Raw genomic sequence first — 21,849 nt, forward strand, 5'->3', positions numbered from 1 at the left:
CCTTCGGGCAGGCCATACGGGGATGACACAAGCAAGAAGCCCAGGCAGAGGTGTGCCGTGCGGCAGCTTCGTGAAAAACTTGGCGCGGCGGTTTCGCGTGGGTTATTGGGCGAGGAGGATTTCTGTGCCCGATGCGTCTTGTGGGTCGGCTAGGGTTGCGCCGCCGAAGACCTTGATGCCCAAGGGCTTCGCGTCTGCCGGGATGTCGTAGTACACGTCGTACTCCAGGCGTACGTTCGCACCCAGGTCCAGCACCTCCGGCTGGCGCTTGATCAGCATCGCCTGGAGGTCCACCGTGTACTCGTTCTTCTTGTCGTCCAACAGCACGTGCTTGCGGGCGTTGAAGGACACGCTGCTGCGTCCGTTGTTGACCACCGACATGCGGATGCGCACGAACTGGCCCTTGGACGCCGGCATCTCCGCGTGGCTGCCCACGAGGCTCGGCAGCTCGGTCGTCAACCCCAGCAGGGTGAACGCGACCTCCCCGTCACCCGCCGTCGGGACCCGCAGGACCTTCTCGTCAGGACGGACCGGCACGTTCGGCACCGGGTAGGTGGCCGATGCGGACGCGGGAGGTGGTTCGGACGCTGCCGGGACGTCGGTGCATCCCGTGCACACCGCTGCCGACAGGACCGCTGCGATTCCCAGTACCCAGCGCACCCCTCAGACCTTAGGCGCTTCCCTGAGGAAGCAGGTGAGCCGCGCCGTGCACGTCCTTCGGCCCTGGTCGTCGGTGATGACGATCTCGTACGTGGCTGTGGACCTGCCTCGGTGGATGGGGGTGCAGACGCCGGTCACCATGCCCTCCGCGACGCCCCGGTGGTGGGTCACCGACAGTTCGAGCCCTACCGCGATGCGTTCGGGGGCCGCGTGCATGGCCGCCGCTACGGAGCCCAGGGTTTCGGCCAGGGTGGCGTTCGCGCCGCCGTGGAGGAGGCCGTAGGGCTGGCGGTTGCCCTTGACGGGCATGGTGCCCACGAGCCGGTCGGCATCCCATTGGGTGATCTCGATGCCCATGCGGGTCATCAACTGCTCGTCGGCGACCGCCTGGTCGGCGCCGGGGATGTCGGCGGGGTTGAGGCTCACGGGCTGCTCCACTCGGTGCATGACTGTCGGACCCTCACCCTAGACTCGGCCCCGTGAGCACCTCAGAAGCCTCCCGCCTGCTGCTGGTCGACGGCCACTCGATGGCCTACCGGGCGTTCTTCGCGCTGCCCAAGGAGAACTTCCAGACCGGCACGGGGCAGACCACCAACGCGGTCTACGGCTTCACCTCGATGCTGATCAACCTGCTGCGCGACGAGCAGCCCACGCACATCGCGGTCGCGTTCGACGTCTCGCGCAAGACCTTCCGCACCGAGGCCTACGCGGAGTACAAGGCCGGTCGCAGTGCGACACCGGACGAGTTCCGCGGGCAGGTGAGCCTGATCCAGGACGTGCTCGCGGCCCTGAAGATCCCCACGCTGGAGAAGGACAACTACGAGGCCGACGACGTCATCGCCACGCTCACCACGCAGGCGACCGCCCTCGGCTACGACGTCCTCATCTGTACCGGTGACCGGGACGCGTTGCAGCTGGTCAACGACAAGGTGACCGTCCTGTACCCGGTCAAGGGCGTCTCCGAGATGGCCCGCTACACGCCCGAGCTCGTGCTGGAGAAGCAGGGAGTCACGCCCGCGCTCTACGCCGACTACGCGGCCGTGCGCGGCGACTCCTCGGACAACCTGCCCAACACGCCGGGCGTGGGCCCGAAGACGATCGTCAAGCTGCTCAACCAGTTCGGCTCGCTCAACGGCCTGATCGACCACGTCGACGAGGTGCCAGGCAAGACCGGTGACGCGATCCGGGCCAACCTGAACAACATCATGCTCAACCGGCAGCTCACCGAGCTGGTCCGGGACGTCGAGCTGCCGATCGGGCCGACCGACCTGGAGGCCAAGCCCTGGGACCGGGACGCGGTGCACCGGCTGTTCGACGAGCTGGAGTTCCGCGTGCTCCGCGACCGGCTGTTCGCCACCCTGTCCACCGCCGAGCCCGAGGCCGAGGAGGGCTTCGAGGTCTCCGGCGGCACGATCGCGCCCGGCGCGCTGGCCGCGTGGCTCCAGCAGCACGCCCGCGGCGGTCGGGTGGGGCTGGCGTTCAAGCAGTCCGGCGTGGACCTGGAGGGGCTGGCGTTCGCCGGCGCCGAGGGCGGGTACGTCGACGTGGCCGCGCTGACCGAGGAGGACGACCGGGCGCTGGCCGAGTGGCTGGCCGACCCGGCCGTGCCGAAGGCCGCCCACGATCTGAAGCTGCCGCTGCGCGCGCTGCGGGCCCGCGGGTGGACGCTGCGCGGGGTCACCAGCGACACGGCGTTGGCCGCGTACCTGGTCCGGCCCGGCCAGCGGTCCTTCGCGCTGGACGACCTGGCGCTGCGCTACCTCAAGCGGGAGCTGCGCGCGGAGGAGTCCGACAACGGCCAGCTGTCCCTGCTCGCCGACGAGGACGAGGAGCGCGAGAAGGGCGCCCAGACGGCCATCGTGCGGGCGTTCGCGGTCGCCGAGCTGGCCGACGCGCTGGACGCGCAGCTGGTGGAAACCGGTCAGGCGCACCTGCTGGCTGAGCTGGAGTTGCCGCTGATGCACGTGCTCGACGAGGTCGAGGCGGTCGGCATCGCGATCGACTCCGAGCACCTCGCGGCGCTGGAGGCGCACTTCGCGGCGGGCGTGAAGCAGGCCGCGCAGGACGCGTACTCGGTGATCGGCAAGGAGATCAACCTCGGCTCGCCCAAGCAGCTCCAGACGGTGCTGTTCGACGAGCTGAACATGCCGAAGACCAAGAAGACCAAGACCGGGTACACCACCGACGCGGACGCGTTGCAGAACCTGTTCGAGGCCACGCAGCACCCGTTCCTCCAGCACCTGCTGGCGCACCGGGACGTCACGCGACTCAAGTCCACTGTGGACGGTCTGCTGAAGTCGGTGGCCGACGACGGCCGCATCCACACCACGTTCCACCAGACCATCGCCGCCACCGGCCGGCTGTCCTCGACGGACCCGAACCTCCAGAACATCCCGATCCGCACCGAGGAGGGCCGCCGCATCCGCGAGGCCTTCGTGGTCGGCCCCGGCTACCTGGAGCTGATGACCGCGGACTACAGCCAGATCGAGATGCGGATCATGGCCCACCTGTCCGAGGACGAGGGCCTGATCGAGGCGTTCCGGTCGGGCGAGGACCTGCACACGTTCGTGGCGTCGCGGGCGTTCTCCGTGCCGACCTCCGAGGTGACGGGGGAGCAGCGCCGGCGGGTCAAGGCGATGTCCTACGGCCTCGCGTACGGCCTGTCGGAGTTCGGCCTGGCCCAGCAGCTGCGCATCTCCACCGCCGAGGCGCGGGAGCAGAAGGAGGCGTACTTCGCCCGCTTCGGCGGCGTGCGCGACTACCTGCACGCCGTGGTCGAGGACGCCCGCAAGAAGGGCTACACCGAGACCATCCTCGGCCGCCGCCGCTACCTGCCCGACCTGACCAGCGACAACCGCCAGCGCCGCGAGATGGCCGAGCGGATGGCGTTGAACGCGCCCATCCAGGGCTCGGCGGCGGACATCATCAAGGTGGCGATGCTCGGGGTGTTCCGGGCGCTGGCCGAGGCCGGCCTGCGGTCGCGGATGCTGCTCCAGGTGCACGACGAACTGGTGCTGGAGATCGCCGAGGGCGAGCGGGAGGCGGTGGAGGCCCTGGTCCGCGAGCAGATGGGCAAGGCGTACGAGCTGTCGGTGCCGATGGAGGTGTCGGTGGGCGTGGGCCGCTCCTGGGACGACGCCGCCCACTAGCCCGGATCTCTCCCTGTCCTAGGCTTCGGTGATCCGTCGCCGTGGGGGTGCGCGTGAAGGTCCTGTTCGTCTCGGCTCCGTTGGTGGGGCACGTGTTCCCGATGGTGCCGCTCGCGACCGCTCTGCGCGCCGCCGGGCACGACGTGCTCCTGGCGACCGGCGGGGACGCCTTGGCGGTCGAGGGCGTCGACGTCGTGGACGTCGCGCCGGGCATCCGGTTCGGCCGCGTCGCCGCCGCCACCGCGCTGCGGCACCCGCTCGCCCTGTGCTCGGAGCTGGCGGGCGGGGCGGACCTGCGCTTCGCGTCCCACCTGTTCGCCGCGGTCAACGCCCGGATGGTCGACGGCGTCGTCGAGCACGCCCGGCGGTGGCGGCCGGACCTGGTGGTGCACGAGCCCTTCGCCGTCGCGGGCGCGCGGGCGGCGGCGGAGCTGTCGGTGCCGGCGGTGGTGCACGAGATGTCGTTGTTCGACGGCGCCCAGCTCGCCTCGGTCACCCTGGCCCGCACGGCGTGGCAGGCGCCGGACCCGGCGGCCGTGCTGCGGATCGCCCCGCCCAGCCTCATGGCCACCGGGGACGCCTGGCCGCTGCGGGCCGTTCCGCACAGCGGCGACGGTCCGGTCCCGGAGTGGCTGGCGGTGCGACCGGACCGGCCGCGCGTCCTGGTCAGCCGCAGCACCGTGGGCGGCCCCGGCGGGAGCCGGCTGATGGCGGCCGTGGTGGCGGTCGCGGACCGGGTGGACGCGGAGTTCGTGCTGGCCAGGCCCGGCCGGTTGGCCGACAAGCCCCTGCCCGCCAACGTCCGCGCGGTGGACTGGGTGCCGTTCTCGAAGGTCCTGCCGACGTGTTCGGCGGTGGTCCACCACGGCGGCGCGGGGACGTTGTTCAGCGCACTGGCGGCCGGCATCCCTCAGCTCGTGGAACCCGGCGCGGGGGACCGCGAACGGCACGCCCGGCTGGTCGCGGAACGCGGTGCGGGACTGGCCGAACGCGAGGTCACCGCCGAGGTGCTGACGCGGCTGGTCACCGACCCCGCACTGGCGGCGGCGGCCCGTGAGGTGAGCGCCGAGATGGCCGCCATGCCCGTCCCCGAGGACCTGGTGCCACGCCTGGAAGGCCTCAGCGCAGGCGCGTGACCCGGACGTCACGCGCGCCCAGGTCCTCGCCGCACGTGGTGCACTCGACCCGCACGTCGACGTCACCGCCGCAGTCCTTGTGGTGCAGGTCGAACGACGTGCCGTCCGCCGGGGCCATCCACTTGTCGCCCCACTTCCGCAGCGCCATCAGCACCGGGTACAGGTCCAGGCCCTTCTCGGTCAGCCGGTACTCGTAGCGGGTGCGGGAGTCCTTGTACGGGACGCGGCGCAGGATGCCCTCGTCGACGAAGGTCGCCAGCCGCTCGGTGAGCACGCTGCGCGAGATGTCCATCGCGGACTGGAAGTCCTCGAAGCGGCGCGTCCCGAGGAACGCCTGCCGGAGCAGCAGCAGCGTCCACCGCTCACCCAGCAGGGCGGCGGGCAGCGACAACGTGCACAGCTCGTCGACCACCTTCACGCGGGACATGACCCTCAGAATACCCCTTGCGTTCGGAAACCGGACCCAGTTAGGGTTCGGTTTCCGAACTTAGGGGGCGTGCCCGATGACCACCGTTCGCGTGCTCGACCGTGCCGGGGCGGGCGCCGCCGTCGACGCGGTGTTCGAGGGACTCTCCGCCCAGAGCCGCTACCTGCGGTTCCACGCCCCGATGCCGCGCCTGACCGCGTCCATGCGCCGCCAGTTGATCGACTTGGACGGCTGGCAGCGGGCCGCCGTGGTCGCCGAGTGCGAGCAGCGGGCGGTCGGTATCGCCCGGTTGGCCGCCACCAGCGGTGGCTGCGCGGAGATGGCCGTCGCCGTGGTGGACCGGTGGCAGCGCAAGGGGATCGGCACGCGCCTGATCACCGCCCTGGGCAACCTCGCCGTCGACCTGGACTACTCCGCGCTGACCGGCGACATCCTGCACGAGAACCTGGCGATGATGGCGCTGGTCCGCCGCGCCTTCCCCGGCGCGCGCCTGGAACCCACCGAGGACGAGGTGGTCCGCGTGACCTACCCGCTCACCTTCACGCTCACCCACGAGGAGCTGGTGGCGGACTTGCGCTGGTGACCACACTGGGGCCATGCGAAAGGTACTCGGGTTGGCCGCGGTCCTGGTGCTCCTCCTCACGACACCGCACGCTTCGGCGTCGCCGCCGTCGGACCAGCCGCTCCCCGGGTACACCATCAACAACCCGCCCCTGCCACCCGCGAACGTCGGCGGACAGCCCAGCCGCGTGCTGCAAGGCGTCCACCGGCACGCCGCCTACACCATCGAGGTCCCGCCGCGGTGGAACGGCCGCCTGGCCATGTGGGCGCACGGCTACCGGGGCGCGAGCACGGTGCTCACTGTGGACCCGCCCGCCTACGGCCTGCGGCAGAAGCTGCTCGACCAGGGCTTCGCGTGGGCGGCGTCGAGCTACTACGCCAACAACTACGACGTGAAGGCCGGCGTCGAGAGCATCCACGACCTCGCGCAGGAGTTCGCGAAGCTGGTCGACAAGCCCAAGGACGTCTTCCTGCTCGGCGTCTCGATGGGCGGCCACGTCACCGGGCGGTCGCTGGAGCAGTACCCGCACTTCTACAAGGGTGCGCTGCCGATGTGCGGCGTCCTCGGCGACCACGAGCTGTTCGACTTCTTCCTCGACTACCAGGTCGTCGCGCAGGCCCTGGCCGGCATCGACGCCTACCCGCTGCCCGACGACTACCTGACCGCCGTCGTGCCGCGCATCAAGGAGGCCCTCGGCCTCACCGGCACGCCCAACGACCTGGGCAAGCAGTTCGCGCAGGTCGTGATCAACCGGTCCGGCGGTCCCCGCCCCGGCGCGGAGGCGGCGTTCGGGTTCTGGAAGGACTTCCTGTTCCAGCTGTCCGCCACCAGCACCGGCGACGCGCTGTCCACCGACCCGAGCCAGCTGGCCACCAACATCCTCACCCGGTACGCGCCGAGCGCGCCGGTCGACCTCGACGCCACCGTCGAGCGCGTGTTCCCGGAGAACGTCAAGGCCCGGCTGACGCCGAAGCTCACCGAGGTGCCGCGCATCGCCGGCCGCCCGACCGCGCCCGTGCTGTCCCTGCACAACCTCGGCGACCTGTTCGTGCCGTTCTCGATGGAGCAGCAGTACCGGCGGGACGTGGTCGTGCACGGCCGCGGTGACGCCCTCGTGCAGCGCGCGATCCGGGCGGTCAACCACTGCGAGTTCAGCCCCGCCGAGGCGGGCGCGGCCTGGGACGACCTGGTCGCGTGGGTGGACACCGGCAAGCGGCCGGAGGGCGACGTCGTGGACGACCCGGCGGCGGTGGCGGCCCCGTCCTACGGCTGCCGGTTCACCGACCCGACCGCCTACGGCACCGGCAGCCGCAAGCTGTTCCCGGCCTGCTGAGGGGGTATCGATCGGCGGGCCGTCAACCGGGTGGTGCCCGGTGCAGGACCGCGTCCCGCCGCCGGTGGCCGGTAGGGATGGGGAGTGGACACCGTGCCGGAAGCCGCCGCCGGTCTGGACCTGCGCGCTCGGGCGCGCGGCGAGGTGATGCTGCTGTCACCGGCCGGGCGGCTGGACCTGACGACGTACGTCGGCCTGCGGGACGGGTTGCTCAAGCACGTGGCCGAGCAGCCCGCCGCCGTGGTCGTCGTGCTGGGGCCCGCGCTGGAGGTCGGCAGCGACACGCTGGCCGGCGTGTTCGGGGCGGTGTGGCTGCGCTGCTGCCGGTGGCCGGGGGTGCCCGTGGTGCTCGTGGCCACCACCGACCGGCACCGCCGCCTGATCAGCCGCACCGGCCTGCACCGCTTCCTGCCCTGCCACGACCGCCTGAGCACCGCACTGGCCAGTATTGGCGTCCCACCACCGCGCCGCCGCGACCAGGCCGTGCTGCCCGCCGACATCGACGCCTCCGACCTGGCCCGCGATTTCACCCGCCGCACCTGCCAGACGTGGGGCGGCCTGCACGAGGTGACCGCACGGGCGGTGCTGCTGTCGGCCGAACTGGTCGTCATCGCCCGACGCCTGGCCGGCCGGGCCACCACGGTGGAGCTGCGGGTGGAACGCACGGTCCGGCAACTGACCCTGGCCGTCCGCTACACCGACGCGAAACCGGGCCGCCGAACCCGGGGCCCGGACCTGACCCGCCTGCACCGCCTGGCCACCGCCTGCGGCTGCACCCCGACCCTCGACCGGGGCGACATCGTCTGGGCCGCCGTGGCCCTACCCGAATCACGCTGAACGCGCGGGAGCCGGCCTCCGGCCCCCGCTTCCATTGTCCCACTGACCACCGACAGAATCGGCCGTCCGCCTGTCAGCAGATGGTGAACAGGTCCCGCAGGGCCTGGTCGGCCTTCCCGTCGTCGTTCGCGATCAACGCCTCGCGCAGGGACCGCGCCGCGTCCCGGCACTTGGCGACCGAGGCGCTGTCGTCCTCCGCGCGCTTGCGGGCGGTTTCGGCGGCCTTCTGGGCGTCCCGAGCCTTGGCGGACTCGTCCTGCGCGTCCTTGAGCTGCTTAGCGGAATCGGAGAGCTGCTTTTCCTTCTCCGCCACCTGACCGGTGAGCCGGTCGTTTCTGCTCGTCTCGTTCGCGAACAGCACACCGAACACACCGGCGGTCGCGAAGAACAACACCGCGATGATCGACAACACGATCAACCCGGTCTTCTTGCGCGGCGCGGGAGCCGGCGAAGTCCCACTCGGTTCGAATCCGGAGGGCGTGAACGTCGTCTGGCCGCCCGGCTGCCCCAGCGGTCCGGGCTGCGCGAACCCGGCGGGCGGCGTGCCCGGCTGGGGCTGGGCGAACCCGCCGGCCGGCGTGGCTTGCGGCGGCTGGGCGACCTGCTCGGGGTGCAGGCTGTAGGGCTCCAGCACCGGGAACGAAGGCGGGTTCTCCGGTCTTCCGGAGTCCGGGTAGGTCATGGCAATCCCCCCTGGATGAAGTACGCACAGTATGGGGGTTCGGACGCGTCCCCCGACACGGAAATTCCCGATTCCACGCAAATGATCCCGCGTTACGTGAATCGCATCTCAAGAACAGGCGAACGGAGTACCGGAACGCGGTTGTGCGGGGCGTGCTCCAGCCGGACCTCGTGACACCGGCGAAGGTACGCGCCGTGTTGCGCCGTCACCTCGGTGAACTCCAGGCGGCGCAACGGTAGCCTGACCCGGTGCCGCTCTTGGGACCTGCTGACGAGTTGCCCCGGTCGCCCCGGCGGGTCGTCGTGGCCGGCACCTCGGGTGCGGGCAAGACCACGCTGGCCCGCCAGATCGCCGAAGAACTCGGGCTGTCCTATGTGGAGATGGACTCGCTGTTCCACGGTCCACAGTGGACCCCGCGCCCGGAGTTCGAGGCCGACGTCCGGGCCTTCGTGCGCGGCGAGACCTGGGCCACGGAGTGGCAGTACACCCGCGCCCGGCCGCTGCTGCTGGAACGCGCCGACACCCTGGTGTGGCTCGACCACCGCAAGCACACCGTGCTGCGCCGCATCACGCTGCGCACGGTGGTCCGCCGGCTGCGCAACGAGGAACTGTGGAACGGCAACGTCGAGCCACCCCTGCACACCGTGTTCACCGACCGGGAGCACATCCTGCGCTGGGCGTGGAAGTCCCACACCAGGACGGGCCAGCGGGTGGCCGCCGTCCTGGCCGGCGAGCACGGCCCCCGACTGGCGGTAGTGCGCCTGCGAGGGCAGCGTGAGGTGGACCAGTGGCGCGCCGGCCCCCTCCGGCGCGCGGCGGAGCGCGGGGAGAGGTCGGTGCGATGAGGACGGCTTTGGTGCTGGGCGGGACCGGCATGCTGAAGGGCTGCGCGGACGAGCTGCTCGCACAGGGCTGGCGGGTGGTGCTCCCGAGCAGGCGAGCGGGCTCGGGCCCCGGCTCGGCGGCCCTGCGGGCCTTGGGCAAACGCGGCCACACCCCCCAGGAGGTCGAGGGCAACCAGCCGAAGCTGGTCGAGGCCGACTGGTCGCGCCCCGCAGAGCTGGCGGAACGCGTGAGAGCCGTGCTCGACACCCCGGCGGACCTCCTGGTGGCCTGGGTCCACGCCAGCTACCGCATCCCCGTCCTCCAGGCAGTAGCCCCGCTACTGGCCCCCAATGCCCCGGTGGTAGAGGTCCACGACATCGGCGACATCAACCCCCGCGAGGGCGTCCGCGACCCCATCCTGACCGGCCACCCCACCCAACAGGTAGTCCTGGGCTTCATCCGCCACGGCTCCACCACCCGCTGGCTCAGCCACGAGGAAACGTCGGTAGGCGTCTTGGAAGCGGTCCACCGGGCGCTGGACGGCAAGGCCCCGTCAATCCACCAAATCGGCGAGGTGGACACCTGGGTAGTCCGCTCGTAGAGCCACCCCTCGCCCGCAGGGCACCCGAAGTAGCTAGCGCAGCAGACCTCCTACCTGGGCTTCTTCCGTCATCCCCGTATGGCCTGCCCGAAGGGCTACCACGCTTTTGGTCGGGTGCAGCCGACATTTTTGTGAGGAACGAGCAAAAATTTTAGCGGCACCCGGCCAAAAGTGTGGTTGGCTCCGCCAGGCCATACGGGGATGACGGAAGAAGCCCCCGCCCTTGTTCTTCCGTCCATCCTTGGCGGCCTGCCCGCCGGCGAGGCGCTTTTGATCTTTTGGTTTTTTGATCTTGAGAGCGCGCAGCGCGTTCGGCTTGAAAGCGCGAAGCGCACTCAGGGCTTGAGCCCCCGAACCAGCAGCAGAACAGCCTCGCGCACGTCCGCCAACGTCCGCTCCGGCTGGAACACCTGCCAGTCCAACGCGATCACCAGCAACGTCCCGAACAACGCCGCCGAAGCCGTCCCGACCTGGACCCCCTCCGGCAACCGCCCCTCGTCCGACAACCGCTGCATCTGCCCACGCACGATGGACACGATGTCGTCCCGCAACAGCGACAACGTCCCGTGCCACTGCCCCGGCGTCCGCCACAGCTCGCTCACCAGCAGCTGCCCGAACGCCGGGTATTCGGCGAAGAACCCCAGCATCCCGTCGACCAGGGACTCCATCGCCCGGTCGGTCTCGGCCTCGCCCTCCGCGACCCGCAACCGGGCGGCCAGCAGGTCGACGCCGTGCCGCAGCAGCGCGTCGACCAGGGCGTCCTTGCTGGCGAAGTTGTAGTAGACCGTGCCCTTCGCGACCCCGGCCTCGGCGGCGATCTCGTCGACCGTCACGCTCGCCGCACCGCGTTCGCCGACCAGCTTCAGGGCCGCGTCGAACAGCTTCTGCTTGGTGACGGCCGTGCGGCCGGGGCGCGTGCCGGTCACAGCACCAGCTCGGGCTTGAGTCGAGACGGGGTCCACACCCGCTGCTTGTACGCGGCCAGCGTCGACAAGGCAAGGGCGCCGACGAGGTAGGCCACCAGGATCAGCGCGTCCGTCCCGACGCCGCCCAGCGAGCCGCCGTACATCAGGTGCCGCAGGCCGTCCACGGCGTATCCCATAGGCAGACCGTAGTGCAGCGGGTACAGCGGCACCGGGATGGTCTGCCACGGGAACGTGCCGCCCGCGCTGACCAGCTGGAGGATCAGCAGCACCAGGCCGATGAACTTGCCGACCGCGCCGAACAGGGCGTTCAACGCGTGCAGCACGGCCACGAACGTCGCCGACGTCAGCAGCAGGAATCCCAGCGTCCCCAGCGGGTGCGACGGCCGGATGTCCACCACCAGCACCACCACCGAGAACATGATCACGACCTGCGCCGCGCCCAGCAGCAGCCCCGGCAGCCAGCCGCCCACCGCGACCCGCACCGGGTTCTGCCCGGCCGCCAGGCCCCGCTTGGACAGCGGCTTGAGCAGCAGGAACAGCACGAACGCGCCGATCCAGGTGGCCAGGCCGAGGAAGAACGGGGCCAGGCCCGCGCCGTAGGTGCCCGCGGAGGTCTGGCTGACGCCGCGCACGTTCACCGGGTCGCCGATGGTGTCGGCGGTGGCGTGCCGGGTCGGGTCGTCCGGGTTCGGGATCTGCCCGACGCCCTCGTTGAGCCCGTCGCGCAGCTTGGTCGTGCCGTCCACCAGCTCCTTCTCGCCGTCGCGCAACGCCACCGCGCCGTCGCGCAGCTGGGCGTTGCCCGCCGCGACCTGCCCCGCGCCGTCGCCCAGCCGGGTGATCGCGTCGGTCAGGGCGGGGGTGGACGCGGCGAGCTGCGCCGCGCCGTCCGCGACCTGCTTCGAGCCGTTGGACAGCGTCCGCAGCTGCCCGGCCGCGCCTTGGACCTTGCCGTTGGCCTCGTCGACCGGCGCGCGGACGTCCGTCATGGCCTGCACGACCCGCTGCACCTGCTCCTCGGTGAACCCCAGCGTGCGCAAGCGGTTGGCGACGTCGCCGTTGAGCTGGTCCAGCCGCCCCACCAGGGCCTGCGACTTGGCTGCGTAGTCCTCGGCGGTCCGCGCCACGGTCTCGTTGCCGTCCGCGACCTGCTTCGCGCCGTCCGCCAGTTGCTGCGACTTGCGCGGCAGGTCGGCCGTCGAGTCCCGCAACTGCTTGAGCCCGGCCGACACCTGCGCCGACCCGTCCGCCAGCGGCACCGCGCCGTCGACGAGCTTCGCGCTGCCGTCGTAGGCGCGCTGGGTGCCGTCGGCGATCCGGGTCGCGCCGTCGGCGGCCTCGACCGTCTTCTGCCGGATCGTGGAGAACCCGAGCAGGAACTTGTCCGCCGCCTCCGCGCCGACCCGCACCGACACCGACCGGCGCACCTCCGCGACCACCTGGTTGGCGATGGTCGAGCCGAGGTAGTTGTTGGCGTCGTTGGTGGTCAGCATGATCACGCCCTGGCGGGGCTGGAAGTCGCCGGAGGACAGCAGCGCCTGCGAGAAGTCCTCGGGCAGCGTCAGCGCGAAGGTGTACTTGCCGCCGCGCACGCCCGCCTCGGCGTCCTCCTCGCTCACCCGGTGCCAGTCGAACTTGTCGCCGCTGAGCAGCTCGGCGGCGACCTCCTCACCCGCGTTCTTGACCTGGCCGTCGCTCGTCGTGGCGCCCTTGTCGGCCACCACCAAAGCCGCGGGCACCTGCTTGAGGTTCGCGTACGGGTCCTTGTTCGCGTACAGGTACAGCGCGGCGTAGAGCAGCGGCACCAGGCACAACGCGAGCACCGCGAGCTTGGGCAGCTTGCCGGAGGTGATGCGGCGCAGTTCGTTGAACGCCATCCGCAGGGAGGTCACTTCGTCTCCTTCTCGGTTCCGGCGGCGGCGCTGTCGTCGGCGTTGTCGTCTTCGGTGTCCCCGAGGTTCTCCGAGCCCAGGCGCGCGGCGGGAACGTCCAGCGCGGCGGCGGAGACGGTGGTGCACAGCACGACGACGGACCGCTCGGCGGTCACCTGCTCGCGCGCGAGCTTCCACCAGGTCGTGGGATCGCCGTGGTAGCGGTCGGGGGTGTCCAGCACCAGCACCCGCGCCCCGGGCCGCCCGGCAGCCAGCTCCAGCATCAGCGAGCACCGCAGGTCGGCCGGCACGTACTCGTACCGCGTGGAGAGGTACTCGTCCGCCCCCCGCTCGACCAGCCAGTCGGCGACCGCCTTGCGCCCGCCGCGACGCCCGTTCATGGCCAGTTCCTCGCCGACCACGCCCGCCAGCGTCAGCGACGCCTCGGGCTCGTTCACGCCGGGGGAGTCGACCAGCACCACGTGGCGGCGCAACGCGGCGGCGTCGGGCGAGACCGACCCGGTGGTCGGCCGCATCCGCCCGGACAGCACCAGCCCGAACGCGGTGTGCCCGGCCCCGGGCGCGCCCGCGACCAGCACCGCCTCACCCGGCGGCACGCGCAGTCCGGTCGGCCGCAGCAGCGGACCGTGCGGCCCGGCGACGCCGACGCGCTGGGCGTGGATCTCCACGAGGACCCTCCTTTTGAACTGACCGGTCAGTTCAAATAGTGGCGCAGCAGAGGGTCACTCGCAACTCGAAGGACGTGTGAGCTACGCCAGGATGAGGTCTGCCGGTCCAGGCCGCCCGCCGAAGGGACGGCCCGGACCGCCGGTCAGCGCAGTGCGCCCGCCGGGCGGACTTCCCAGACCGTCCACAACGGCCGGTACCCCTGCCTCGGCCAGAACACCGACGACAACGGGTTCGGCGGGTTGTAGTAGAGGTAGGTGCCCACCGTGCCCAGCCGGTGCAGCTCCCGGTGCGCGTGGGCCATCAGCCGCCGCCCGATCCCGGTGCCCCGAGCCCCCGGCAGCACCGACACGCAGTTCACGTACCCCCACCGCCCCGGCGGCAGCCGCGTGGAGGTCCAGTTCCCCGGCTCGGACACCACCACGGCGCACTCCGCCAGGCCCACGGCGATCCCGTCCCGCTCCGCCAGCCACGCCGGGCCGCCCGCCGCCAACCGCTCGGCCAGCGTCCGCCGCTTCAGCTCGGCCGCCTCCGGCCGGTCGACCGTCGAGCCCACCATCGCCGAGTACCGCAGCTCCGCCAGCGCCAACGCCAGCACGGTGTCCAGGTCGGCCGGGGTGGCCCGCCGCACGGCCAACGACCCGTCCAGCGGCGGGGGCGGCCCGCCCCGGCGCACCGCGATCACCGACAGCGGCACCAGACCGTGGTCCAACAGCGCCCGCGCGGCCTCGGCGTCCCGACTCGGCCAGGTCACCACACACGCGGAGTCGTGGTCCGCCCCCACCCGGTCCGTCCCCACCCGGTCGGCCACACCCATGCGGTCCATCCGGTGCCGCCACGCCCGCAGCAGCGCGTCCATCGCCGCCCCGCCGCCGGACCCCAGCAACGGGGTCAGCTCCCACACCTCGGTCGCCGACCACAGCCGCGCCGCCGAGCGCCGGTCGTGGACCTGCCTGGTCACCACGCCCGCGACCCGGGTCCCGTCGGGCAGGGCGGCGGTGATCACGTCACCGTCCGGCGGGGCGGTCACCGCGGGCAGCAACGGGTCGAGACACGCGAAGCGCGCGCCCTGCGCCTCCACCAGCCCCCGACTGACGGTCATGCCCCGCAGGTTACGGCTTGCGCGTCCGCAGAATCGCGGTCCCGGGGAATAGCCGCCCCCGCAGGGGGGACCACTGGCCCCACGTCCGGGTGTGCCCGGCGGGCCATTCGGGCTCCACCACGTCCACCAGCTCCAGCCCGGCCGCGACCAGGGCGCGCACGTAGTCGCCCACAGTCCGGTGGTGCTCCACGTACGTGGCCTTGCCGGTCCCGTCGACCTCCACGTACGGGGTGCGGTCGAAGTACGACTGCGTCACGGTGAGTCCGCCCGGTCCGGGATCGTCCGGGAATATCCACCTCATCGGGTGAGTCACGGAGAACACCCACGGCGCGCCGGGCCGCAGCACCCGCGCCACCTCGGCGAACACCTCGCCCACGTCCGCCACGAACGGCACCGCCCCGAACGCCGAGCACGCCGCGTCGAAGCTGCCCGCCGCGAACGGCAGCTGGTCCGCGCTGGCCTGCACCAACGGCACCTCGACCCCGGTCGACGCGTTCGCCGCCACCGCGTGCCGGAGCATCCCGGCCGAGATGTCGAACGCCACCACGTCCGCGCCCGCCGCCTTCAACCACCGCGCGCACGGGGCCGACCCGCAGCCCACCTCCAGCACCCGCCGGCCGGTCACCTCACCCAGGTAGGAGACCTCGGCCTCGCGCACCCCCTCGGGGCACCACACGAAGTCCGCCGCGCCCAGGAAGTCGCCGTGCTCGGCGTGGTAGTCGTCGGCGTCGGCGTCCCACCAGATCCGGTTCGCGGCCCGGGACTCGGCGGCGTCCGCGCCGCGCTTGGCGATGCCGGTGGTGCCCAGCGCGAGTTCCGCGCTGGCGTGCTGGTCGGACACACTGCTCCTTACGAGGGGTACCGGTTTGCCCGGTGGTCGTCGAGCCGCGTACGATACCGCCCGCGTAGTGGGTTCGCGCTGCCCATGATCGGTGTGCAGTCACGGGATCGGTCGTCGGGGGAAGCCTTGCCTCCCGCGCAGCGTTGCACCCAAGGCCAGACAACCCCAATCCGTACCGGAGCCACCTACCTAATGTCCACCGACACCACCACTGTCCCGGCTGCCACCGCGCCGAAGCAGCAGATCGCTATCAACGATATCGGGACGGAGGAGGACTTCCTCGCCGCCATCGACAAGACCATCAAGTACTTCAACGATGGCGATATCGTCGAGGGCACCATCGTCAAGGTCGACCGGGACGAGGTCCTGCTCGACATCGGCTACAAGACCGAGGGTGTCATCCCCTCGCGCGAGTTGTCGATCAAGCACGACGTCGACCCCAACGAGGTTGTGAAGGTCGGTGACGAGGTCGAGGCCCTCGTCCTCCAGAAGGAGGACAAGGAAGGCCGCCTGATCCTGTCGAAGAAGCGCGCCCAGTACGAGCGCGCCTGGGGCACCATCGAGGCCCTCAAGGAGAAGGACGAGCCGGTCCGCGGCACGGTCATCGAGGTCGTCAAGGGTGGTCTCATCCTGGACATCGGCCTCCGGGGCTTCCTCCCCGCCTCGCTCGTGGAGATGCGGCGCGTCCGCGACCTCCAGCCCTACGTGGGCCGCGAGCTCGAGGCGAAGATCATCGAGCTGGACAAGAACCGCAACAACGTGGTCCTGTCCCGTCGCGCCTGGCTGGAGCAGACCCAGTCCGAGGTGCGCAGCGAGTTCCTCAACCAGCTCCAGAAGGGCCAGGTCCGCAAGGGCGTCGTGTCCTCCATCGTCAACTTCGGCGCCTTCGTGGACCTGGGTGGCGTGGACGGCCTGGTGCACGTCTCGGAGCTGTCCTGGAAGCACATCGACCACCCGTCCGAGGTCGTCGAGGTCGGCCAGGAGGTCACGGTCGAGGTCCTGGACGTCGACATGGAGCGCGAGCGCGTGTCGCTGTCGCTCAAGGCGACGCAGGAAGACCCGTGGCGCCAGTTCGCCCGCACCCACGCGATCGGCCAGATCGTGCCGGGCAAGGTCACCAAGCTGGTTCCGTTCGGTGCGTTCGTCCGCGTGGACGAGGGCATCGAGGGCCTGGTCCACATCTCCGAGCTGGCCGAGCGCCACGTGGAGATCCCGGAGCAGGTCGTCCAGGTCGGCGACGACGTCATGGTCAAGGTCATCGACATCGACCTCGACCGCCGGCGGATCTCGCTGTCGCTCAAGCAGGCCAACGAGGGCTTCACGGTCGACTCCGAGTTCGACCCGACCCAGTACGGCATGGCCGCCGAGTACGACGACCAGGGCAACTACATCTACCCCGAGGGCTTCGACCCGGAGACCCAGGAGTGGCAGGAAGGCTTCGACAAGCAGCGCGAGGAGTGGGAGCGGCAGTACGCCGAGGCCCACCTGCGCTACGAGGCCCACATGAAGCAGGTCGCCAAGGCCGCCGCGGCCGAGGAAGAGGCGGCCGGCGAGACCAACTACTCGTCCGGCGGTGACGCCCCGGCGTCCACCGGTGGCGGCGCCCCGGCCCAGGCCGGCGGCACCCTCGCCAGCGACGAGCAGCTGGCCGCGCTCCGCGAGAAGCTGTCGGGCGGCGCCTGATCAGCTCCTCCGGCGGTCTGAGATGACCGTCTGAACGCAACGCCACAACGGCCCCGCATCGGTTACGGTGCGGGGCCGTTGTCGTGCGCTAAGTTGTGATCCCTATGGGTGCGCGAAACAGGCAAACGGCGGTGTTGGCCCTGGTGGTCGCGGCCCTGGCCGCCTGCACGCAGGAGAAACCACCGCCCGCGCCGCCGCCGCAGATCCCCACCATCGTGGCGCCCACCAGCGCGAGCCGGGTGCGGCCGATGGTGGACCGGCCCATGCCCGAGGACTGCGAGCTGGTCGTCCCGGTGGACCGGGTCAACGAGATCCTCGGCCGCAAGATGGAAGGCGAGCTGCGGCAGATCATCGGCATCCCGCAGGAGTCCATCGCGCGCACCGCGAAGATCGACTGCTACCACGACGTGCCCAAGGGCAAGGACATCGGCGACTCGCCGCTGATCATCGGCCTGTCGACCTACTCCGACGACGCCTCGGCCAAGGAACGGGTCACCGAGAGCGTCGAGGCCGAGAAGAAGGACGGCGGGCAGGCGACCGAGGTCGAGGTGACCAAGCACAAGGCGCAGCTGGTCACCACGAACGCCGAACGGCTGCTCGTGGGCTCGTTGGGCAAGACGACCTACGTGGTGCGGGCCAAGGCCGGCTACCTGCCCGACGACAAGGTGAAGGACATCCTGACGGCGTTGGCGGTGCAGTCCATGACGCCCCTCGAGGACGCCTGAAGTCGATCGCGGCTTCTCCGCGTTCCCGGCAGACTGTGCGCCATGTTGCGCGTGGGCCTCTCGGGGGGCATCGGATCCGGTAAGTCGACGGTGGCGGGCAGGCTCGCGGAGCACGGCGCGGTGGTGATCGACTCCGACCGGCTGGCCCGGGAGGTCGTCGAGCCGGGCACGGACGCGTTGAAGGACATCGAGGCGGCGTTCGGGTCCGAGGTGCTCAACCCGGACGGGTCGCTGAACCGGGCGGCCCTGGCCGAGCGGGTGTTCGGCTCCGGCGACGACCGCGACCGGCAGACCCTCAACGGCATCATGCACCCGCGCATCGGCGCGCGGACCGCCGAGCTGATCGCCGCCGCGCCCGCGGACGCCATCGTCGTCCACGACGTCCCGCTGCTGGTGGAGAACGGCCTGGCGCCCGCCTACCACCTGGTGATCATCGTGGACGCCGACCTGGACCAGCGGGTGAAACGCCTGGTCGGACGCGGTCTGGACGAGCAGGACGCGCGCAACCGGATGGCCAAGCAGGCCACCGACGAGCAGCGCCGGGCCGTGGCGGACGTGTGGTTGGACAACAGCGGCACGCCGGACGTGGTGCTCGCGGAGGTGGACGCCCTGTGGGCGGACCGGCTGGTGCCCTACGAGGCCAACGTGCGCCTGCGCCGCTACGCCGGCGGCCCGCCGAAGGTGGTGCCCTACGACGGGACGTGGCCGCTCCAGGCCGAGCGCATCGCCAAGCGGATCTCGCTGGCGGCGGGCGGGCGGCACGTCGAGCACATCGGCTCGACCTCGATCCCCGGCCTGGCCGCCAAGGACGTGCTGGACTTCCAGCTGGGCGTGCGGTCGATGGAGGAGGCCGACTCGCTGGCCGACGTGCTGGCGGAGGCCGGTTTCCCCTCCCTGGGCTACGGCGAGGACACCGTGCGGTTCGGCGACCCGGCGCTGTGGGTGAAGCGCCTGCACGCCGGCTGCGACCCGAAGCGCCGGGTCAACCTGCACGTCCGGGTCCAGGACGGCCCGGCGTGGACGTGGGCGGTCCGGTTCCGGGACTGGCTGCGGGTCGACTCGGTCGCGCGCGCCGAGTACGAGGCCCTGAAGCTGGGCCTGTCGGCGCAGTTCACGGGCGACAAGGACGGCTTCGCCTACGGGGACGCCAAGGAGCCGTTCATGGAGGCGGCGGTGGAGCGGATGAACGCCTTCTACAGCACCTACAAGGACGGCCAGGCGTCGTAGATGCCGCGGTGGGTCAGCCAGGCGCCCAGGTCGTGGCGGTGCAGGCTGATCTGCTCGAGCGTCCGGTGGACGGTGCGCAGGGCCTGGTCGGCGTCCTCGGGGCCGAGGACCCGGCCGGCCACCGCCGCCGCGAACTCCTCGGAGCGCACGATGCGGGCCGTGGTGCCGCCGGGGACGGCCAGGCCCAGCAGGAGGTCGGTGGTGCGCCAGGAGCGGCCGTCGCGCTGCACGCGGACCGCGCTGAGCACGCTGGGGCCGCTGCGGGCGTGCCGCGACCGGGGCCGCTGGTGGGTGAGCCGCAGGCCGAGGTCCGGCATCAACCAGGTGACCTCGGAGTCGGAGAACGGGTCGTCCGGCGTGGGGCACTCCAGGCGCAGTCCCCAGTGCTCGACCCGGCACGTCGTCAAGTGCCGCGACATGCCCGAGGAATAGCTCCGAACTGCGCTGACGGTGTCGACCACGTCGACCAGCTGAGGTGTGATGACCGCTCCCACGCGACCCGAGGGTAGCCGTAAGTGTGCGGCTGGTAACACAGCGGGTCGATTCGTTACATCACGGTCTGTGTAGGGGGAGGTCACTATCAGGTGACGGACTCGGACGGCGGTTGACCAGCGGGTCTCACCCTCTGTATTACCGCCGACGCCATGTGGTGATCGTTCCTTGGGCCGCGAGCCAGCGGATGGCGTCGTTCCCGTGGGCCGCTATGCCCGCCACGGCGTTGTAGGTGGTCTCCAGTGCCCATTGGGCGCGTTCTGGCTGCACAAGGCCGCGCTGGAGCGCCAACAGCAGCTCGTCGGTGTCCAACACGCGCACGCTGTGGCCGGTGCGCACGACGAGGTCCAGGTAGAGGTCCACGGTCTTCCACACCGACCCGCTCGAGCTGATCTCCACCACGTCCAGGTAGAGGTCGTAGTCGCACTCGTGGCCTGGGTGCCAGGACTGGCGGGTCACGCGCAGGCCGTGCGCGGGCAGCAGCCAGGACTCGAAGTGCGACAGGCGGGGGTGGCCGGGGACCGGCCGGAACATGTAGAGACCCGCTTCGGTCAGGCGGTACTCGTCGACGCCGCGCAGGATGCCCTTCGGGTCCGTGTTGCTCTTGGCGTCGAGGTCGAAGTACTCGATCTTGGGCGGGTGGATGTGCATGTGCGTGGTCCCTGCGGCGGCGCTCAGCGTCACGTGCGCACCCTATGCACGCACACCCGCTGAACACCTCGTTTAGTCACCCGAAAGGAGGATGATCGCTTAGTCTTCCGGCCATGTTCGGAATCATCCGCCCGTGCCGCAACCGACTGGGCGCGGACCTGCGTGAATCCTGGCTGGCCCACCTGTGCGGGCTGTGCCTCGCCCTCCGCGACGACCACGGGCACATGGCGCGGGTGGTGACGAACTACGACGGTCTGGTCATCTCGGCTCTTGTAGAGGCGCAGATGGGCCGTTCAAGGCGCAGCGCGGGGCCTTGTGCGTTGCGCGGGATGCAGTCCGCCGATGTGGCCGTGGGCGCCGGTGCGCGTCTGGCGGCGGCGGTGTCGCTGGTGCTGGCGTCCGCGAAGGTCGGGGACCACGTGGACGACCGGGACGGCGTGTTCTCGACCGGTCCGGCGCGCGGTGTCGGGCGGCAGGTGGCGCGGCGTTGGGCGGCGCAGGCGGCGGAGACCGGGTCGGACCTGGGGTTCGACACGTCGGTGCTGGTGGCGGCGGTGGCGCGGCAGTCGGAGGTGGAGGCGGCGGCTGGGCTGGGCAGCTCGGTGCTGCTGGTGACGGAGCCGACCGAGACCGCCGCCGGCGAGGCCGTGGCGCAGACCGCCGTGCTGGCCGGCCGTCCGGGGAACGCCGAGCCGCTGCGCGAGGTGGGCCGGCTGTTCGGGCGGCTGGCGCACCTGTTGGACGCCGTGGAGGACCTTGAGGAGGACCGGGCGTCGGGTGCGTACAACCCGCTGGACGCGACCGGCACGTCCCTGGAGGAAGCCCGGCGGCTGTGCGAGGACGCGGCGCTGGGCATCAAGCTGGCGCTGAAGGAGGTCGAGTTCACCGACGACCGCCTGGTGCACGCGCTGCTGGTGCACGAGGTGCAGGAATCCATCCGCCGGTCGTTCGGCGACCCCCACGCCCACACCCCGCCGACGCCGCCCGGCTGGAACCCCGCCCCGGGCATGTACCCGCCCGCCCAGCCCGCTCACCCCGGTCAGCCGCATCACCCCGGTCAGCCGCCTCACGGAGCCGTGCCGCCGCCCGGCGCGATGCCCCCGCCCGCCGCCCCCGGCACGGGCGGCACGCCACCGCCCACGAAGAAGGGCAAGCGCAAGCGCTCCGCCGAGCCGCCGCCCGGCAGCGGCCTGTGGTTCTGGCCGAAACTGGTCCACCCGCCCCGCGAACGCGGTTTCCTGATGGGCTGCCTGGCCGCGCTCTACCAGTGCGGCACCTGCCAGCAGTGCTGCCGCGACCCGTACCCGGGCTCGTGGAGCGGCAAGCCCCGCGACGCGTGGTGCAACGCCTGCGAGTGTTGCAGCGCCTGCGAGTGCTGCACCTGCTGCGACTGCAACTGCTGACGGCTCCTGACCAGGTCCGATCGAAAATT

22 protein-coding genes are annotated in these 21,849 nt (G+C 71.3%); 11 read left to right on the top strand and 11 right to left on the bottom strand.

Annotation, left to right across the window (positions count from 1 at the left end; genetic code table 11):
- Window positions 1-102 precede the first annotated feature (102 nt).
- Window positions 103-537 carry a DUF4352 domain-containing protein gene (locus tag WBN91_RS21960; RefSeq protein WP_337725996.1) on the bottom strand — a complete coding sequence of 145 codons (435 nt, stop codon included), beginning with the start codon at window positions 535-537 and terminating at the stop codon, window positions 103-105.
- Between the two features lie 126 nt (window positions 538-663).
- The gene (locus WBN91_RS21965; protein WP_337726043.1) at window positions 664-1,026 is read right to left on the bottom strand and encodes a hotdog fold thioesterase; all 363 of its coding nucleotides are present in this window, start codon (window positions 1,024-1,026) and stop codon (window positions 664-666) included.
- A 113-nt stretch (window positions 1,027-1,139) separates the two neighbouring features.
- On the opposite strand from WBN91_RS21965, the gene polA reads away from it, so the two are divergent.
- Window positions 1,140-3,809, top strand: coding sequence for a DNA polymerase I (gene polA / locus WBN91_RS21970; RefSeq protein WP_337725998.1), 2,670 nt, complete (start codon window positions 1,140-1,142; stop codon window positions 3,807-3,809).
- Between the two features lie 53 nt (window positions 3,810-3,862).
- Window positions 3,863-4,945: a nucleotide disphospho-sugar-binding domain-containing protein gene (locus tag WBN91_RS21975; RefSeq protein WP_337725999.1), complete on the top strand. Its 1,083-nt coding sequence runs from the start codon at window positions 3,863-3,865 to the stop codon at window positions 4,943-4,945.
- On the opposite strand, the gene WBN91_RS21980 is transcribed toward WBN91_RS21975, so the two are convergent.
- Window positions 4,929-5,372 carry a winged helix-turn-helix transcriptional regulator gene (locus WBN91_RS21980; protein ID WP_337726000.1) on the bottom strand — a complete coding sequence of 148 codons (444 nt, stop codon included), beginning with the start codon at window positions 5,370-5,372 and terminating at the stop codon, window positions 4,929-4,931. The genes WBN91_RS21975 and WBN91_RS21980 overlap by 17 nt on opposite strands.
- Window positions 5,373-5,448: 76 nt before the next feature.
- Between WBN91_RS21980 and WBN91_RS21985 the strand changes: the two genes are divergently transcribed.
- The 3 genes from WBN91_RS21985 to WBN91_RS21995 all read left to right on the top strand — a co-directional run bounded on the left by WBN91_RS21985 (window position 5,449) and on the right by WBN91_RS21995 (window position 8,104).
- Complete coding sequence (locus WBN91_RS21985; protein WP_337726001.1) at window positions 5,449-5,955, top strand: GNAT family N-acetyltransferase; 507 nt, start codon at window positions 5,449-5,451, stop codon at window positions 5,953-5,955.
- 13 nt (window positions 5,956-5,968) lie between these two features.
- Window positions 5,969-7,267: an alpha/beta hydrolase family protein gene (locus WBN91_RS21990; protein ID WP_337726002.1), complete on the top strand. Its 1,299-nt coding sequence runs from the start codon at window positions 5,969-5,971 to the stop codon at window positions 7,265-7,267.
- Window positions 7,268-7,351: 84 nt separating this feature from the next.
- Complete coding sequence (locus WBN91_RS21995; protein ID WP_337726003.1) at window positions 7,352-8,104, top strand: STAS domain-containing protein; 753 nt, start codon at window positions 7,352-7,354, stop codon at window positions 8,102-8,104.
- 73 nt (window positions 8,105-8,177) lie between these two features.
- On the opposite strand, the gene WBN91_RS22000 is transcribed toward WBN91_RS21995, so the two are convergent.
- Entirely contained in the window at window positions 8,178-8,786 is a 609-nt protein-coding gene (locus WBN91_RS22000) for a hypothetical protein (RefSeq protein WP_337726004.1), read from the bottom strand.
- Between the two features lie 248 nt (window positions 8,787-9,034).
- Here WBN91_RS22000 and WBN91_RS22005 point away from each other — a divergent pair, with 248 nt between their 5' ends.
- On the top strand, window positions 9,035-9,631 hold the full coding sequence (locus tag WBN91_RS22005) for a shikimate kinase (RefSeq protein WP_337726005.1): 597 nt from the start codon (window positions 9,035-9,037) through the stop codon (window positions 9,629-9,631).
- On the top strand, window positions 9,628-10,212 hold the full coding sequence (locus WBN91_RS22010; RefSeq protein WP_337726006.1) for a hypothetical protein: 585 nt from the start codon (window positions 9,628-9,630) through the stop codon (window positions 10,210-10,212). Before WBN91_RS22005 ends, WBN91_RS22010 begins: the two co-directional genes overlap by 4 nt.
- A gap of 335 nt (window positions 10,213-10,547) precedes the next feature.
- On the opposite strand, the gene WBN91_RS22015 is transcribed toward WBN91_RS22010, so the two are convergent.
- From WBN91_RS22015 to WBN91_RS22035, 5 genes are all read right to left on the bottom strand, one after another.
- Entirely contained in the window at window positions 10,548-11,138 is a 591-nt protein-coding gene (locus WBN91_RS22015; RefSeq protein WP_337726007.1) for a TetR/AcrR family transcriptional regulator, read from the bottom strand.
- Window positions 11,135-13,030, bottom strand: coding sequence for a YhgE/Pip domain-containing protein (locus WBN91_RS22020; protein ID WP_337726008.1), 1,896 nt, complete (start codon window positions 13,028-13,030; stop codon window positions 11,135-11,137). Before WBN91_RS22020 ends, WBN91_RS22015 begins: the two co-directional genes overlap by 4 nt.
- Entirely contained in the window at window positions 13,027-13,698 is a 672-nt protein-coding gene (locus tag WBN91_RS22025; protein ID WP_337726009.1) for a hypothetical protein, read from the bottom strand. The genes WBN91_RS22020 and WBN91_RS22025 overlap by 4 nt, the downstream gene beginning before the upstream one ends.
- A 143-nt stretch (window positions 13,699-13,841) precedes the next feature.
- Window positions 13,842-14,798: a GNAT family N-acetyltransferase gene (locus tag WBN91_RS22030; RefSeq protein ID WP_337726011.1), complete on the bottom strand. Its 957-nt coding sequence runs from the start codon at window positions 14,796-14,798 to the stop codon at window positions 13,842-13,844.
- 10 nt (window positions 14,799-14,808) lie between these two features.
- Window positions 14,809-15,639 carry a class I SAM-dependent methyltransferase gene (locus tag WBN91_RS22035; protein ID WP_337726012.1) on the bottom strand — a complete coding sequence of 277 codons (831 nt, stop codon included), beginning with the start codon at window positions 15,637-15,639 and terminating at the stop codon, window positions 14,809-14,811.
- Between the two features lie 192 nt (window positions 15,640-15,831).
- Here WBN91_RS22035 and rpsA point away from each other — a divergent pair, with 192 nt between their 5' ends.
- The 3 genes from rpsA to coaE all read left to right on the top strand — a co-directional run bounded on the left by rpsA (window position 15,832) and on the right by coaE (window position 19,274).
- The gene (gene rpsA, locus WBN91_RS22040) at window positions 15,832-17,322 is read left to right on the top strand and encodes a 30S ribosomal protein S1 (RefSeq protein WP_121227167.1); all 1,491 of its coding nucleotides are present in this window, start codon (window positions 15,832-15,834) and stop codon (window positions 17,320-17,322) included.
- Window positions 17,323-17,453: 131 nt separating this feature from the next.
- On the top strand, window positions 17,454-18,047 hold the full coding sequence (locus tag WBN91_RS22045) for a hypothetical protein (protein WP_337726013.1): 594 nt from the start codon (window positions 17,454-17,456) through the stop codon (window positions 18,045-18,047).
- A gap of 42 nt (window positions 18,048-18,089) precedes the next feature.
- On the top strand, window positions 18,090-19,274 hold the full coding sequence (gene coaE, locus WBN91_RS22050; protein ID WP_337726014.1) for a dephospho-CoA kinase: 1,185 nt from the start codon (window positions 18,090-18,092) through the stop codon (window positions 19,272-19,274).
- Here coaE and WBN91_RS22055 read toward each other — a convergent pair.
- Both WBN91_RS22055 and WBN91_RS22060 read right to left on the bottom strand, forming a co-directional pair.
- Complete coding sequence (locus WBN91_RS22055) at window positions 19,250-19,768, bottom strand: DUF402 domain-containing protein (protein ID WP_337726015.1); 519 nt, start codon at window positions 19,766-19,768, stop codon at window positions 19,250-19,252. The genes coaE and WBN91_RS22055 overlap by 25 nt on opposite strands.
- A 136-nt stretch (window positions 19,769-19,904) precedes the next feature.
- Window positions 19,905-20,417, bottom strand: a complete 513-nt coding sequence (locus WBN91_RS22060; protein WP_337726044.1) for a DUF402 domain-containing protein — start codon at window positions 20,415-20,417, stop codon at window positions 19,905-19,907.
- A gap of 113 nt (window positions 20,418-20,530) precedes the next feature.
- Between WBN91_RS22060 and WBN91_RS22065 the strand changes: the two genes are divergently transcribed.
- On the top strand, window positions 20,531-21,820 hold the full coding sequence (locus tag WBN91_RS22065; protein ID WP_337726016.1) for a DUF5685 family protein: 1,290 nt from the start codon (window positions 20,531-20,533) through the stop codon (window positions 21,818-21,820).
- The last annotated feature ends 29 nt before the right edge of the window (window positions 21,821-21,849 follow it).

Source organism: Saccharothrix sp. CCNWYY140 (assembly GCF_037401995.1).
Lineage (GTDB): Bacteria > Actinomycetota > Actinomycetes > Mycobacteriales > Pseudonocardiaceae > Actinosynnema.

Excerpts from the sequence above, each read along its gene's own strand:
- WBN91_RS21965 (WP_337726043.1), bottom strand. The coding sequence starts at position 1,026 with ATGACCCGCATGGGCATCGAGATCACCCAATGGGATGCCGACCGGCTC.
- WBN91_RS21980 (WP_337726000.1), bottom strand. The coding sequence starts at position 5,372 with ATGTCCCGCGTGAAGGTGGTCGACGAGCTGTGCACGTTGTCGCTGCCC.
- WBN91_RS21985 (WP_337726001.1), top strand. The coding sequence starts at position 5,449 with ATGACCACCGTTCGCGTGCTCGACCGTGCCGGGGCGGGCGCCGCCGTC.
- WBN91_RS21990 (WP_337726002.1), top strand. The coding sequence starts at position 5,969 with ATGCGAAAGGTACTCGGGTTGGCCGCGGTCCTGGTGCTCCTCCTCACG.
- WBN91_RS22000 (WP_337726004.1), bottom strand. The coding sequence starts at position 8,786 with ATGACCTACCCGGACTCCGGAAGACCGGAGAACCCGCCTTCGTTCCCG.
- WBN91_RS22010 (WP_337726006.1), top strand. The coding sequence starts at position 9,628 with ATGAGGACGGCTTTGGTGCTGGGCGGGACCGGCATGCTGAAGGGCTGC.
- WBN91_RS22030 (WP_337726011.1), bottom strand. The coding sequence starts at position 14,798 with ATGACCGTCAGTCGGGGGCTGGTGGAGGCGCAGGGCGCGCGCTTCGCG.
- rpsA (WP_121227167.1), top strand. The coding sequence starts at position 15,832 with ATGTCCACCGACACCACCACTGTCCCGGCTGCCACCGCGCCGAAGCAG.
- coaE (WP_337726014.1), top strand. The coding sequence starts at position 18,090 with ATGTTGCGCGTGGGCCTCTCGGGGGGCATCGGATCCGGTAAGTCGACG.
- WBN91_RS22060 (WP_337726044.1), bottom strand. The coding sequence starts at position 20,417 with ATGCACATCCACCCGCCCAAGATCGAGTACTTCGACCTCGACGCCAAG.
- WBN91_RS22065 (WP_337726016.1), top strand. The coding sequence starts at position 20,531 with ATGTTCGGAATCATCCGCCCGTGCCGCAACCGACTGGGCGCGGACCTG.